The organism is Oceanibaculum nanhaiense, assembly GCF_002148795.1.
GTDB classification, from domain to species: Bacteria; Pseudomonadota; Alphaproteobacteria; order Oceanibaculales; family Oceanibaculaceae; genus Oceanibaculum; species Oceanibaculum nanhaiense.
On sequence record NZ_MPOB01000002.1, the window covers coordinates 206,862 to 220,722 of the forward strand.

A 13,861-nucleotide genomic window follows, 5' to 3' on the forward strand; every position below is an offset into this window, starting at 1 on the left:
GGCCATAACGAGATTCGTTATAGTCTGCCCATGATCCTGAGCTTCGCCGACAGGGAAACAGAACAGGTCTGGCACGGCTTCAGGAGCCGGAAGCTGCCGCCGGATATTCAGCCGCGCGCCCTGATCCGGTTACGCCTGCTGAATCAGGCGAAAGTGCTGGAGGATTTGCGGATTCCGCCGGGCAATCGTCTTGAACGGCTTTCTGGCGATCGTGCGGGGCAGTACAGCCTGCGGATCAACGATCAGTGGCGGATATGCTTCCGCTGGACGGAAGGAGGAGCGAGCGATGTCGAAATCACCGACTACCATCGCGGCTGAGGCGGCCAGAGATGCGCTGGGTGAGCTACTACCCAACCCCCATCCTGGCGTTATCCTGCTGCAGGAGTTCCTGGAGCCGATGGGCCTCAGCCAGACGCGGCTGGCGAAGGCGGTGGGCGTGCCGCCGCGCCGGATCAACGAGATCGTGCTTGGCAAACGGGGTGTCAGTGCCGACACCGACCTGCGGCTGGCGCGGTATTTTGGCCTGTCGGAAGGGTTCTGGCTGGGGCTTCAGGCGGATCACGACCTGATGGAACGCCGCCGGGAAATCGCCCGCGAGATTGCGGCCATCACGCCATACGCCGCGTAGGCGTCACTCCACCGGCACACGGCTGGGGCGGGTGCAGACATAGAGCCCGATCAGCATCATGGTGCCGCCCATCAGCGCCGGCTTCAGCCAGTCGTCGAACACGAAGATGACGGTCATCAGCCAGCTGGCGGCCATGCCGCCGACGGCGTAGAGCTTGCCCTTCAGCGGCACGATTCCATGCTGGAACCAGTTGCGGATCGGCGGGCCGAAGGTCGGATGGGTATAGAGCCAGTGGTGGAAGCGCGGCGAGGAGCGCGAAAAGCACCAGACCGCCACCAGCAGGAAGGGCACGGTCGGTACTACCGGCAGGAAGGCACCGATCAGCCCCAGCGCGGCGAAGATGCAGCCCAGCGCGTAGAGCGTTACCCGCAGCAGCCGGTTCCCGATCAGCCCGGCCTCGTGTGTGCCGGGCGGTTCCGCCGCGGTGGGCGGTCCGCTGGGCGGTCCACTGGGGGTGTTCTCCTGCACGCTCATCGCGCCTCACGCAGCCAGCCGCCGATCAGCGCGCCCAGCATCAGCAGCAGGGTCAGCAGGGCGGGCAGCAGCGGCACCTCCAGCACGCCGGTGACGATATAATCATTGTTGGCGCGCAGGCCAATCCAGTTGCGGCCGGCGGCGCGGCGGTCGGCATCGACGCGGCGCAGATCGGGCATTCCTCCATCGCTCAGCCAGGCGGTGCTGCCGCCCGATGTCTCCGCGACCGTGGCGAGCTTTGCGTCGGTCGCGCGCACATCGGCATATTCGACGGGGTTGACCGCGCCGACCGTGACCAGGCGCGTGCGCTCCCCGTCGGACAGGCGATAGAGGCCCGGCTCGTCCACCGTCAGCGTGGCGGTCGCGCGGCCTTCGACGGACTCGGCCAGCGGCACGGAGATGGTCTCGCCGGACGGGCCAGTAACCTCCACCGTTTCCGCCGCCGGTTCCAGCGAGCGGCGCTCGATCTCCATGCGGTCGCCGCGCACGGTGGCGCGCAGATCGTTCTCCTCCAGATCCGGCTCCTTCATCAGCCAGTGCGCGACCCGGCGCAACAGCTCGGCCTGCGGGCCGCCGCCCTCGAAGCCGCGCGTCCACAGCCACATATGGTCGCTGTTGATCTGCGCCACGCGGCCCTCGCCGACGCGGTCCAGCACCACCAGCGGGCGGGCGCGCTCATCCTGCATGACCACGGTACCGCTGCGCGGCTGCGTATCGACCAGCCGGAACCAGCGGCCCCAGTCCGGCACGCCACCTTCCGGCCCGGCACCGGACAAATCGGCGGTCACCGGGTGGCGGCGGCCCATCGCGGTCAGTGTCGGGCGGTAGCCATCCTCATGCACGTCGCCGCTGGGCTCGGCCGGCAGGATCTCGCCAATGGGCGTCTGGTACAGGCTGACCGGCGAGGCGAAATCCGGCCCGACGGCCATCAGCAGCGCGCCGCCCTTGCGCACATATTCAGCGATATTGCCGAGATAGAGCCGGGGCAGCACGCCACGCCGCTTGTAGCGGTCGAAGATGATCAGGTCGAATTCGTCGATCTTCACCTCGAACAGCTCGCGGATCGGGAAGGAGATCAGCGACAGCTCGCGGATCGGCGTGCCGTCCTGCTTCTCCGGCGGCCGCAGGATGGTGAAATGCACCAGATCGACCGACGGATCGGCCTTCAGCAGATTGCGCCAGGTGCGCTCGCCGGCATGCGGCTCGCCGGAGACCAGCAGCACGCGCAGCCGGTCGCGCACGCCATTGATGCTGACCACCGCGCGGTTGTTGATCAGCGTCAGTTCCTGCTCGCCGGGGGCGGCCTCGATCTCCAGCACGCTCTGGCCGCCGCGATCCAGCGTGAAGGCGATCTCCTCCTCAGCATTGGCGGGCACGGCGATCACTTCCTCGCGCTCGCCATTCAGGCGCAGCCGCACGGAGACCGGCGTGCCCTCGGCGACGCTGTCATCCTCGACCGCCAGCCGGATTGTCACTTCCTTGCCAACCATGCCGAAGCTGGGGGCCTGGCGGATCACCAGGCGGCGGTCCTGCTCGCCCTTCTCGCCGGTGATCAGCGCATGGAACGGTGCCGGCAGGGTTTCGGACAGCGTGTCGGCATCGTGCGCCTGCCCGTCGGTCACGGCGATCACTCCGGCCAGCCGGCGGCGCGGGATGTTGGACAGTGCCTGCTGTGCCGTGCCCAGCAACTGCGTGCCCTCGCGGTTGGCGCCGGCCGGCTCGACCGTGACCTCACGCACCTCCAGATTGGGCTGGCGGGCAAGTTCGGCGCGCAGTTCCGCCAGTGCCGCGTCGGTCTGCTGCGGGCGCTCGCCGATGCGCTGGCTGGGCGACCGGTCGATCAGCAGCAGCGCGATGTCGCTCTGCGTCTCGCGCTGCTCGGCGATGATCGCCGGGTTGGCCAGCGCCAGCAGCAGCACGGCAGCCGCCGCCGCACGCAGCCAGATGCCGCGCGCCCGGCGCCACAGGCCGGCCGCCAGCACCAGCACGGAGAATGCTGTCAGCGCCGCCAGCGCCCAGAGCGGCAGCATCGGCGCGAAGGCGATATCGAGGCCCGACGGGATCATCTTATCGCTCCCATCTCATTGCCCCAGCCGTTCGAGGATCGAGGGGATATGCACCTGGTCGGCCTTGTAGTTGCCGGTCAGCGCGTACATGACGAGGTTCACGCCGAAGCGGTAGGCCCATTCGCGCTGCACCTCGCCGCCCGGCACCGCCGGGAACATCGGGCGGGAGGAGGAATCCTGCGCCCAGGCGGCGGCCCAGTCATGCCCCCCGATGATGATCGAGGAAACCTCGTCATTGCCGCGCCGTGCATCGGCGCGCTCCACCCAGACCGTGCCGCCGGTCCAGCGGCCGGGGAAAGAATCCATCAGGTAGAAGGCCTTGGTCAGCACATGCTCGGGCGGCACCGGCTCCAGCGGTGGGATGTCGAGGCCGCGCGCCAGCACGCGCAGCCGCTCGATGCCGGGCGTGGCGCCGCCGATGCCGACCTCGCCCTGGTCGCGGGTGTCGAACAGGATGGTGCCGCCGGTCTTGACGTAATTGTTCACGCGGGCGATGGCGGTCTGGCTCAGCGGCTGCTGGCTGGTGCCGATCGGCCAGTAGAGCAGCGGGAAGAAGGCCAGATCGTCGCGCTCCACATCCACGCCCATCGGCTGCCCCGGCTCGACGGCGGTGCGCCGCTCCAGCATGCGGGTCAGCCCGGCGAGGCCGGCCTCGCTGGTGCTGTCGAGCTGGCGGTCGCCGGTGCGCACATAGGCCAGCCGCGTGCTCAGGCTGGCGGCCATGGCGAAGCTGTCATTACCCTGCTGTGCCTGGGCAGCGCCGGGGATCGCGGTGGCGAGGCCTGCCGCCAGCAGCAGGGCCACCGCTGTCCCGCCGGCCCGCCGCGTCCCGGACGGGATCAGCCCGCGTAGCAGCATGGAGATAATCAGGTCGGCCAGCAGCAGCAGCAGCGCGCCGGTGAACAAGGCGGGCCGCAGATCGACTTCCTCGCCCTTCTGATAGCCGGTCAGCGCGACGCCGGAGGGCATTGCCCCCATCGGCCGGAAATCGGCGATGGCAGGGGCCAAATTCACCGCCACGCGGGATTGTTCGGTGCCGTAGAAGCCGGGCGGCAGGGTGGGGCCGGGACGGATTGGCTCTTCGCCCGGACCGGTACTGGGCGGCAGGGCCTGCGCGCTGTTCGGCGGTGTCACCAGCCGTCCAAAGCCGTCCAGCGTCTCCACCGGCGGCAGCGGCTGGTCGCCGCGCCCGCCCCGCACACCCTGGCTCAGCGCCACGATCCGTTGCAGCATCTGCACGAACAGGCCGGACAGCGGCAGGTTGCTCCAGTCCGGGTTGGCGGTGGTGTGGACCAGCACGACCCAGCCATCGCCCTCGCGCGCTGCCGTCACCAGCGGCGTGCCATCCTCCAGCGTTGCCCAGCTGCGATCCGCCAGATCGAGGGCCGGCTGCGCCAGCACCTGGCGCTGCACCGCGACGTCAGGCGGGATTTCGAGGCCGGCGAACGGGCTTTCCGGCGGAAAGGCGGCGAGCCGCGCCGGCTGGCTCCAGGACAGGGCGCCGCCCAGCAGCCGTCCGCCCTGGCGCAGCGGCACCGGAATCAGCGCCGTGTCGGACGGTTCGGCGGCAGCGAGGATCGGCCCGGCGAAGCGCAGCAGCACGCCGCCGGCTTCGACCCAGCCGCGCAGTGCCGCCTGCTCGGAGACGGACAGCGTGCCGCTGTCGGGCAGCAGCATCACCGCCAGCTCGCGCGCCATCAGCATCTCCAGCGGGCCGCGCCGCACCTCGCTGAACGGGCTGAGGGCCTGATCCAGATAATGCAGTTCGGAAAGCAGCGGCTGCGAGTCGCTGAAGCTGGTCTGCGACACCAGTCCGACCGGACGGCGGCGCCAGCGTTCGTCGATCAGCGCCACGCCGCCGGCGGTCGCCTGATCCTCAATCTCCAGCCGGGCGATCTCGTTGCGCAGCTCGCTGGGCAGGATGATGCGCGTCTCGGCGCGGCTCTCGCCATCCTCGAAGCGCACCGCCTCGCGCGCCAGGATGCGGCCATCGGCGGCCACCGCGCGCACCGCGCCGTCCAGCACGCCGCGGTCGTCGGCGCGGGCGAGGCTGGCGGTCAGCCCGTCGATCTCGCTTTCCGGCGGGAAGGCGATCTGTGGCACGGTCGAGGGCGGCACGCTCATCACCGTCAGCGCGCCCAGCCTTTGCAGGGTTTCAGCCAGCGCCAGCGTACCCGGCCCGCCCAGGCCATCGGAGAGCCAGAAGCTCTCCGCGCTGGCCGGCAGCGCCTGCCTGTTGAGCCAGCCGAGCAGTGCCGCCCGGTCGCTGGCCCAGGGTTTCGGCTGTAGCGCCTGTACGAGGCTGCGGGCCTCGGCGGCGCGCAGCGGCGACAGCCGCTCCGGCAGGCCGGTGGCGGCGGGCGCGGTGGTCAGCAGCAGCACGGGCCGGCCGGCGCGCTCGGCCTGGTCCAGCAGCTCCTCGGCGGCCTGCTGGCGCTGCGGCCAGTCGCGCGCCGCCGCCCAGCCATCGTCGATCACCAGCACCAGCGGCCCGCCGCCGATCAGCTGGGCGCGCGGATTCAGCAGCGGATGCGCCAGCGCCAGCACGATGAGGGCGGCCAGCAGGACGCGCAGCAGGATCAGCCACCAGGGCGTGGTGGAGGATGTCTCGTCGCGCGGCTTCAGCCCGTAGAGCAGCCGGATCGCCGGGAAAGCGATACGGCGCGGCGCCGGCGGCACCACGCGCAGCAGCCAGATCAGCACCGGCAGCACGGCAAGCGCCAGCAGGATCCAGGGGGCAGCGAAGGCGAGCGGGCCGAGTGTCAGCATGTCAGCCCCTCACGCTGTCGCGGTAGCTGCCGGTGCCGGCTGGCTGCGACAGCCCGACATAGAGGTCGAGCAGTGCCTTCTCAGGCGGCTGGTCGGTCTGGTGCAGGGCATAATGCCAGCCGGCGGCGCGCGCCAGATGACGCAGCGCGGCCTGATGCTCGGCGAAGCGCCGGTGATAGTCGGCGCGCACATTATCGACCCGGCTGATCAGGGTGGAAGCCTCGCCCTCCATGCCATCGAAGCGCACCCGGCCGCGGAACGGCAGGCCGGCCTCCGCCGGGTCCACCACCTGCAGCAGGAAGCCGCGCACGCCGCGCCCGACATGGCGGGCGATGCGTGCCTCGATCTCCGCGACCGGTGACAGGAAATCGCCGATCCAGACGGTGGCGCCATGGCGCGGCAGTGGAATGGCGGGCGGCAGGCTGGTGGCGACATCGACCGCATCACGCGTGCGGTCCAGTTCGCCGATCAGCCGGGGCAGGGTGTTCTGTCCGCGCAGGGGCGCATGCACGCCGCCCAGCAGCGCCACCTGTTCGCCGCTGCCGGCCAGCAATGCTGCCAGCGCCGCCAGCAGCAACTCCGCGCGCTCCAGCTTCTCCGGCAGCTTGCGGTCCGAGCGGTAGCGCATCGAGGCTGAGGCGTCGCGCCACAGCCACACGCTCTGCGCCGCCTCCCACTCGGTCTCGCGGACATAGACATGGTCGCCCTTGGCGGATTGCCGCCAATCGACGCTGCGCACCGAATCGCCGAAAGTGTAGTGCCGGAACTGCCAGAAACTGTCGCCCTGGCCGACGCGCCGCCGCCCGTGGACGCCCTGCGCCACGGTCGAGGCTACCCGCTCCGCCGCGACCAGCAGCGGCGGCAGGGTGGAGGCGAGTTGTTCGGCGCGCTGGCGCTGCATGCGGTCCCGATCCGCCGGCTCAGCCCAGCGGGGCGGCGATGCCGTCCAGCACCGCGTCCAGCGTGACGCCCTCGGCGCGGGCGGCGAAATTCAGCGCCATGCGGTGGCGCAGCACCGGCTTCGCCATCGCCAGCACATCGTCGATGGAGGGCGCGAACCGGCCGTCCATCAGCGCGCGGGCGCGGATCGCCAGCATCAGCGCCTGGCTGGCGCGCGGTCCTGGCCCCCAGGCGACATGCTCGCGCACGGCGGCGATCGGGCTTTCCTCGGGCCGGCCATTGCGCACCAGCGTCAGGATGGCGTCGATCACGCTGTCGCCAACCGGGATGCGGCGCAACAGGCGCTGGCCGTGCAGCAGATCGTCGGCGCTCATCACCTGGATGGCGCGTTCTTCCTCGGAACCGGTGGTGGCGATCAGCATCTGGCGTTCGGCGTCGCGGTCGGGATAGCCGACATCGATCTGCAGCAGGAAACGGTCGAGCTGGGCCTCGGGCAGCGGGTAGGTGCCCTCCTGCTCGATCGGGTTCTGCGTCGCCAGCACATGGAACGGGGCCGGCAATTCGTGATACTGGCCGGCCACCGACACCCGGCGTTCCTGCATTGCCTGCAGCAGCGCCGACTGGGTGCGCGGGCTGGCGCGGTTGATCTCGTCGGCCATCAGCAGCTGCGCGAAGATCGGCCCCTGGATGAAGCGGAAGGCGCGCTTGCCGCCCTCGCCCTCCTCCAGCACCTCGGAGCCCAGAATGTCGGCGGGCATCAGGTCGGGCGTACACTGGATGCGCTTCTCACCCAGCCCGAAGACCGTGCCCAGCGTCTCGACCAGCTTGGTCTTGGCCAGGCCGGGCACGCCGATCAGCAGGCAATGGCCGCCGCCCAGCAGGGTGATGACGGCCTGATCGACCACATGTTCCTGGCCGAAAATGACGCGGCCGACCCGCTCGCGCACCAGGCGCAGCCGCTCGGCCAGGGTCTCGATCTCGGCCACCAGCTTGTCGTCGGCTGTACCGGCATTGCCGGAAAAAGGGGTGGGATCGGTCACGCTCATGCCAATATTCTCCCTAAGCTGTTGGCGCCGAAGCTGCCGCAAACCGTTGACGCCCATTGGCGCGGCGCGCCGACCAGACAAAAAGGCCAGACAAGAAGGACAGGAAATGACTGGCGCGAAACCCAACCCTGCCCGTCCGATACCGCCGTCCGATGCCGCCCGGCCGGAAAACACGCCCGCCGGAAGTGCGGCCCCTCATGAGATACTTAGGCATCTGGGGGCGTCGCTGACAGGCCCGGGCAGCGAAAAAGCATCAAACACCGCGAACCAATCGGGCAGCAAAAAGCCCGGTGCCTCGCCGAAGGGCGACGGACCGGAGGAAAGCTGCGGAGATTTCGGCATTCGGATCGCCCGCGATGGCACCTGGTTCTATCTTGGCTCGCCAATCGGGCGGAAGCCACTGGTAAAGCTATTCTCGACGGTATTGCGGCGAGAAGATGACGGCAGCTACTGGCTGGTCACGCCGGTCGAGCGCGGGCTGATCGAGGTTGAGGACGCGCCCTTCACCGCCGTGGAACTTCAGGTCGAGGGCACCGGCAGGGATCAGACCTTACGCTTCCGCACCAATCTCGACGATTGGGTCGAGGCCGGGCCGGATCATCCGATCCGGGTGGATACTAATCCGGCGACGGGCGAGCCGAGCCCCTATATATTGGTGAGGGACAGGCTTGAGGCCTTGATCTTGCGGCCGATATTCTACCAGCTTGTCGAGATCGGCGAGGAAACCGAGGAGGGCGGAACACCGCAACTGGGCGTATGGAGCAAGGGAATATTCTTCACGCTGGGCAGCCTGGCCGGCTGACCGTCGATGCGATCCGGCTGCGCGCGCTGTTCGGCGGCGGCGTGCGGCATGGCGGGCTGCTGACCGGCGACGGCGATATGAGCCCCGGCCTGCCCGAGACCGCGCCCGGCTACATTCCCGGCCGTCCCGCCGCCGTGCTGGTGCCGCTGGTGCAGCGCCCCGGCGAGATGTCCGTGCTGCTGACCAAGCGCACCGACCATCTCTATCACCATCCGGGCCAGATCAGCTTTCCCGGCGGGCGCATCGAGGAATGCGACATCGATCCTGTGTGCTGTGCGCTGCGCGAGACCGAGGAGGAGACCGGCATCACCCGCGAGGTGGTGGAGGTGATCGGCAGCCTGTCGCCCTACCGCACGCGCACCGGCTTTTCCGTGGTGCCGGTGATCGGCCTGCTGACCCCGCCCTTCGAGACGCGGCCCGACCCGTTCGAGGTGGCGGAGATTTTCGAGGTGCCGCTGTCCTTCATCCTGGACAGGGCAAACCATCAGGTGCACAGCCGCGAGGGCGATGGCATGAAGCGCTCCTTCTACGTGCTGCCCTACCAGGATTATTACATCTGGGGCGCCACGGCGGCGATGCTTGTGAACCTGGCCAATATCGTGCTGGGCACGAGCGAGGAATAATCATGCTGCGCATCGCGCTGATGGTGCTGCTGCCGATCCTGACGCCGACCATCCTGTATTTCCTGTGGTTCAGCCATGCCCGCCGCAAGGCGATCGCCGCCGGCACGCCGGAGGCGGCACCGGCGTTGGGCGATGCGCCCTGGGTCTATCTGGCCGCGTTCGGCGTCGGCTTCATGGTGCTGGTGCTCGGCGCCAGCGCGCTGTTCTTCCAGGACAGCGGCCATCCCGGCGATGTCTATACCCCGCCGAAGCTGATCGACGGGCAGATCGCGCCGGGACATAACGATCCCGCGCCGCCCAGCCGCTGACGCGCGGCGCGGACCATGCAGCCTGTCCGGCGCCTTGAAACCCTGCCCGACTGGGTATCCGATCCGGCGGTGGCCGCGATCATGCAGGCCGCCATGGCGGGCGGCGGGCGGGCGCGCTTCGTCGGCGGCTGCGTGCGCAACAGCCTGATGGGGCTGCCGGTTGCCGATATCGACGTCGCCACCGATGTGCCGGCGGAAGAGATCATGCGCCGCATCGAGGTCGCCGGCATCCGCGCCGTGCCAACCGGGCTGGACCACGGCACCGTCACGGCGGTGCAGGGCCATGTGAAGGTCGAGATCACCACGCTGCGCGTCGATGTGGAGACGGATGGCAGGCGCGCCCGCATCGCCTATACCGACGATTGGGCGGAGGATGCGAAGCGCCGCGACCTCACCATGAACGCGCTGTTCCTCGATCCCGACGGCACGCTCTACGACCCGGTTGGCGGGCTGGCCGATATCGAGGCCGGACGGGTGCGCTTCGTCGGCGCGGCGGAACAGCGCATCCAGGAGGATGTGCTGCGGCTGCTGCGTTTCTTCCGCTTTCACGCGCATTACGGGCGGATGGCGCCGGACGAGGAGGGGCTGGCCGCCTGCAAGCGCTTCGCGCCGCTGCTCTCCAACCTGGCGGGGGAACGGGTGCGCGACGAGCTGCTGAAGCTGCTGGCGGCACGCGATCCCGCGCCGACCTTCTATCTGATGCGACAGGCCGGCGTGCTGTCCCACGCCCTGCCGGCGGCGACACATCTGCGGCGGCTGGCGGCGCTCACATTACTGACCGGCGAGATGGAGGAGGCGACGCCCGATCCGCTGCGTCGGCTCGCCTCCATTCTGCCCGACGCAAAGGCGGGGAAGGAGGAGGCCACGCGGTTGCGCCTGTCCAATGCCGACCGCGACCGGCTGATCGCCATGCTGAAACCGGCGGCCGATATCGATCCCGCTGCCGACTCGGCGGGCCGCCGCCGGCTGCTTTACGCCACCGGGGATGAAACCTACCGCGATCTCGTGCTGCTGGACTGGGCGCGAAGGCTGGCCGACCAGCCGGGCGCAGTGCCGGCCTGGGTGGAGGCGGGCTACCGCGTGCAGCTTGCCGCCGCCGATGGCTGGGTCCGCCCGAAGCTGCCGGTCAATGGCGCGGATGCGATGGCGCTCGGCCTCCCCACCGGGCCGGCGGTCGGAAAACTGCTGAAGCAAGTGGAAGGCTGGTGGATGGACGCCGATTTCCGTCCCGACCGGGATGCCTGTCTGGCGAAGCTTAAGGAATTGGCGAGGTAGGCTTCTCCTTTGTCACCCCCGGACTTGACCCGGGGGTCCAGGGGCGACGCTTTGCCTGATACGTTTCGGCTTGCCGCCCTGGATTGCCGGGTCAAGCCCGGCAATGACAACGAGATGAGTGTACGCCTACTCCAGCCGCTCATCCGGCGGGGCGATCTCGGTGACGAGGTCGCGGATCAGCGCCTTGTTGGGCAGCGGTGTCAGGTGCATGTCGCCCTCGCGCAGCCGCTCGGTGCAGGCATAGATCACCTTGCCGTCCAGCTGCATCATGCATTCCTTGCAGGCATTGGCGTTGATGCAGGAGAAACGGAAGGCAAGCGCCGGGTCACGGTGGGCGCGGATCCAGCGCAGGCCATCCAGCACCGACTGGCCGGGTTCGAACGGCACGTCATGGGTCTCGTCGCGGGACTCCCCGGCGGTGCCGCGCTGGACGGTAAGGCGGGCGGTCTGGCTCACGAGGCGGCCTCCATTTCCTGGCGCACGACCGCGCGGCGTTCAAGATTCAGTTCGCCTTCCGTCAGCCGGATGATCTGGTTCAGCTCCCACGCCGGATCGAGGCCGGGGAAGTCCTCGCGCTGGTGCGCGCCGCGGCTCTCGGTGCGGGCCTGGGCGGACAGTGTCACCGCCTCGGCGATGACCAGCATGGTGCGCAGGTCGAACCAGTCCAGCCGCTCGGAATCATAGGCAGCGTCGCTGCCGAAGGGCGTGTCGCCGAGATCGACCTTCATGCGGCGCAGCTCGGCCAGCGCGTGGGCGAGCTTTTCCGCCGTGCGGAACGGGCCGACATAATCCTGCATCAGATCTTGCAATTCGGCGATCAGGGCGGCGCTGTTCGGCGCATCCGCCGGGCCTTCAGCCTGCAGCAGCGCCAGCCCCTCGGCCGCATCCGCCGCGATGTCGCCTGCCGGGCCGGTGTCGGCCGCCCGCGCAGCAGCGTTGCGTCCGGCGACGAAGCCGAAGGCGATGGCCTCGGTGATCGCATTGCCGGACAGCCGGTTGGCGCCGTTCGCCCCGCCCACCGCCTCGCCGGCGCAATAGAGGTTCGGCACCTCGGTTTCCATATCCACGCCGACGCGCACCCCGCCCATGTGGTAATGCGCGATGGGCGCGACCTCGATGGCGGTTGTCGTCAGGTCGATGCCGTTCTTTGCCAGCTTGTCGATGATCGGTCCGAACGCCTTGCGCAGTTCCGTCTCCGGCACATGCTCAAAGCTGAGATAGGCGCCGCCCGCCGGGCTGCCGCGTCCGGCCTCGACTTCCTTGGTGATGGCATAGGTCGCCTGGTCGCGGGTGATCTGGTAACGACCGCCATCGGCGACGCCATAATTCTGGGTGAATTCCTCGCGGTTGCCGTTCAGCAGCCTGCCACCCAGCTTGTAGCGGAACGGGTCCCACATGATCGGGTCCATGCCGATGAGCCGCGGCGCCAGATGGCCGATCGGGAAGAACTGCACGAATTCCATGTCGATCAGGCTGGCCCCGGCGCGCAGCGCCATGGCATAGCCGTCGCCGCTCATGTTCAGCGAGGCGCTGTTGCGCCGGTACAGCCGGGTCAGCCCGCCGGTGGCGATGATGGTGGCGGGGGCGGAAATCAGCACCGGCTCGCCGGTGTGCAAATGCACGCACAGCACGCCGATGGCGGCGCCGTCGCGCCGCACGATATCCACGGCATAGAGATCGCCGACCCGGCGGATCAGATCATGGCGGATGACCTGCGTGCGCAGGGTCTTGGAGACGGCCGGGCCGGTGTTCAGGAAGTCGACATAGACGCAGCGCGGCCGGTCATGTCCCGGTGCCTGCACCTGCTTCAGATGGCCATCGTCGGCGGCCCAGCCGACCTTCCAGTCCTGCAATTTGCGGATGGCGGCGACGCCCTCCTCGCACAACAGCCGGGCGAGGCGCTCGTCGCACAGCCCGCGCCCGGCGGCCAGCGTGTCCTTCAGATGGTGCGTCCAGTGATCCTCGGTCTGCTCGCCGACGGCGGCGGCAACGGTCATCTGTGCCATCACCGTGGCGCCGCCGCGTCCGATCAGGCTGCGGTCGATGAGGATGGAGCGGCTGCCCGCTTCCGAGGCGGCGATGGCGGCGGCCATTCCGGCCCCGCCTGCACCGATGATCGCGATGTCGGTTTCAAGTGTGCGCATAAATGTATGATGGCGGGCTTCGACGCACTGCACAACATGCTGCTGATGCAAGGCCGCATGCGTGCGCGGGAATCAGGCGGCTTTATGTGCCTTGATCCGGCGCGCCTCTTCCTCGCCCAGCGCGCGCTGGGCCAGTTTCAGATCGTACTGGGATTGCAGGTTCAGCCAGAATTCCGGGCTGTTGCCGAAATACAGGCCGAGCCGGAGTGCCGTGTCGGCGGTGATGCGGCGGCGGTCGTTCACGATCTCGGCGATGCGGTTGGGCGAGATACCGATGGCACGCGCCAGCGCGTTCTGCGACAGGCCATATTCGGCGAGAAACTCCTCCTTCAGCACATCGCCGGGCGTGACGATGGCGAAAGCGTCCCTGGTGGCTGTGGCGGTGGCAGCGGCCATTCTCGGTCTCCTTAATGATAATCCACGATCCGGACATCGAAGGCCTTACCCTCCGACCAGCGGAAGATCAGCCGCCACTGGTCGTTGATCCGGACCGAATGGAAATCCTTCAACTCGCCCTTCAGCCGTTCCAGCCGATTGGAGGGCGGTACCGTCATATCCTCCAGCCGCGCGGCGGCGTGCAAGGCGGTCAGCTTCAGCTTGGCGCGCCGGGCAATCGCCTCGAAGGCCGGCACGCGCTCATCGGCGAAAAGCTGCTCCGTCGCCTTGTCGCCGAAAGATGCGATCATGCGGAGAGCATATACCGCATACCGGTATAAGGATAGACCGATTTTCCGCCCTTGACGGGCAGGGGCAGGCGGTCTCACTATGCTTGAAAACGTATGTACACGTATGAATAGCTGATCGGGATCAACCCGGCGGCGAAAAA

General features: G+C 68.7%; 15 protein-coding genes. 6 read left to right on the forward strand and 9 right to left on the reverse strand.

What is annotated here, in order from left to right; translation table 11 throughout:
* The first annotated feature begins 30 nt into the window (after nucleotides 1-30).
* On the forward strand, nucleotides 31-318 hold the full coding sequence (locus tag BKM74_RS04090) for a type II toxin-antitoxin system RelE/ParE family toxin (protein ID WP_086464416.1): 288 nt from the start codon (nucleotides 31-33) through the stop codon (nucleotides 316-318).
* Nucleotides 287-628 (forward strand): HigA family addiction module antitoxin, encoded by a 342-nt coding sequence (locus tag BKM74_RS04095; protein ID WP_086464417.1) that lies wholly within the window; start codon nucleotides 287-289, stop codon nucleotides 626-628. The genes BKM74_RS04090 and BKM74_RS04095 overlap by 32 nt, the downstream gene beginning before the upstream one ends.
* Nucleotides 629-631: 3 nt before the next feature.
* On the opposite strand, the gene BKM74_RS04100 is transcribed toward BKM74_RS04095, so the two are convergent.
* From BKM74_RS04100 to BKM74_RS04120, 5 genes are read right to left on the reverse strand one after another with little or no spacing between them, the layout of a single operon-like run.
* The gene (locus BKM74_RS04100; protein WP_086464418.1) at nucleotides 632-1,102 is read right to left on the reverse strand and encodes a YbaN family protein; all 471 of its coding nucleotides are present in this window, start codon (nucleotides 1,100-1,102) and stop codon (nucleotides 632-634) included.
* Nucleotides 1,099-3,168, reverse strand: a complete 2,070-nt coding sequence (locus BKM74_RS04105) for a hypothetical protein (protein ID WP_086464419.1) — start codon at nucleotides 3,166-3,168, stop codon at nucleotides 1,099-1,101. Before BKM74_RS04105 ends, BKM74_RS04100 begins: the two co-directional genes overlap by 4 nt.
* A gap of 15 nt (nucleotides 3,169-3,183) precedes the next feature.
* Nucleotides 3,184-5,937, reverse strand: coding sequence for a DUF4159 domain-containing protein (locus BKM74_RS04110; RefSeq protein WP_086464420.1), 2,754 nt, complete (start codon nucleotides 5,935-5,937; stop codon nucleotides 3,184-3,186).
* 1 nt (nucleotide 5,938) lies between these two features.
* Nucleotides 5,939-6,838 (reverse strand): DUF58 domain-containing protein, encoded by a 900-nt coding sequence (locus tag BKM74_RS04115; RefSeq protein WP_086464421.1) that lies wholly within the window; start codon nucleotides 6,836-6,838, stop codon nucleotides 5,939-5,941.
* A gap of 19 nt (nucleotides 6,839-6,857) precedes the next feature.
* A complete protein-coding gene (locus BKM74_RS04120; RefSeq protein ID WP_086464422.1) occupies nucleotides 6,858-7,883 on the reverse strand; it encodes an AAA family ATPase in 1,026 nt (341 codons plus the stop codon).
* A gap of 106 nt (nucleotides 7,884-7,989) precedes the next feature.
* On the opposite strand from BKM74_RS04120, the gene BKM74_RS04125 reads away from it, so the two are divergent.
* The 4 genes from BKM74_RS04125 to BKM74_RS04140 are packed head-to-tail and all read left to right on the forward strand — an operon-like array spanning nucleotide 7,990 to nucleotide 10,891.
* Entirely contained in the window at nucleotides 7,990-8,685 is a 696-nt protein-coding gene (locus tag BKM74_RS04125) for a DUF1285 domain-containing protein (RefSeq protein WP_245825788.1), read from the forward strand.
* A complete protein-coding gene (locus tag BKM74_RS04130; protein WP_086464423.1) occupies nucleotides 8,640-9,308 on the forward strand; it encodes a CoA pyrophosphatase in 669 nt (222 codons plus the stop codon). Before BKM74_RS04125 ends, BKM74_RS04130 begins: the two co-directional genes overlap by 46 nt.
* A 2-nt stretch (nucleotides 9,309-9,310) precedes the next feature.
* The gene (locus BKM74_RS04135; protein ID WP_086464424.1) at nucleotides 9,311-9,616 is read left to right on the forward strand and encodes a hypothetical protein; all 306 of its coding nucleotides are present in this window, start codon (nucleotides 9,311-9,313) and stop codon (nucleotides 9,614-9,616) included.
* Nucleotides 9,617-9,631: 15 nt separating this feature from the next.
* Nucleotides 9,632-10,891 (forward strand): CCA tRNA nucleotidyltransferase, encoded by a 1,260-nt coding sequence (locus BKM74_RS04140; RefSeq protein WP_086464425.1) that lies wholly within the window; start codon nucleotides 9,632-9,634, stop codon nucleotides 10,889-10,891.
* A 126-nt stretch (nucleotides 10,892-11,017) separates the two neighbouring features.
* On the opposite strand, the gene BKM74_RS04145 is transcribed toward BKM74_RS04140, so the two are convergent.
* From BKM74_RS04145 to BKM74_RS04160, 4 genes are all read right to left on the reverse strand, one after another.
* Entirely contained in the window at nucleotides 11,018-11,347 is a 330-nt protein-coding gene (locus tag BKM74_RS04145; protein WP_086464426.1) for a 2Fe-2S iron-sulfur cluster-binding protein, read from the reverse strand.
* Entirely contained in the window at nucleotides 11,344-13,035 is a 1,692-nt protein-coding gene (locus BKM74_RS04150) for an FAD-binding protein (RefSeq protein WP_086464427.1), read from the reverse strand. The genes BKM74_RS04145 and BKM74_RS04150 overlap by 4 nt, the downstream gene beginning before the upstream one ends.
* A 72-nt stretch (nucleotides 13,036-13,107) precedes the next feature.
* Entirely contained in the window at nucleotides 13,108-13,431 is a 324-nt protein-coding gene (locus BKM74_RS04155) for a HigA family addiction module antitoxin (RefSeq protein ID WP_086464428.1), read from the reverse strand.
* A gap of 11 nt (nucleotides 13,432-13,442) precedes the next feature.
* Nucleotides 13,443-13,721 (reverse strand): type II toxin-antitoxin system RelE/ParE family toxin, encoded by a 279-nt coding sequence (locus BKM74_RS04160; protein WP_086464429.1) that lies wholly within the window; start codon nucleotides 13,719-13,721, stop codon nucleotides 13,443-13,445.
* Nucleotides 13,722-13,861: the final 140 nt, after the last annotated feature.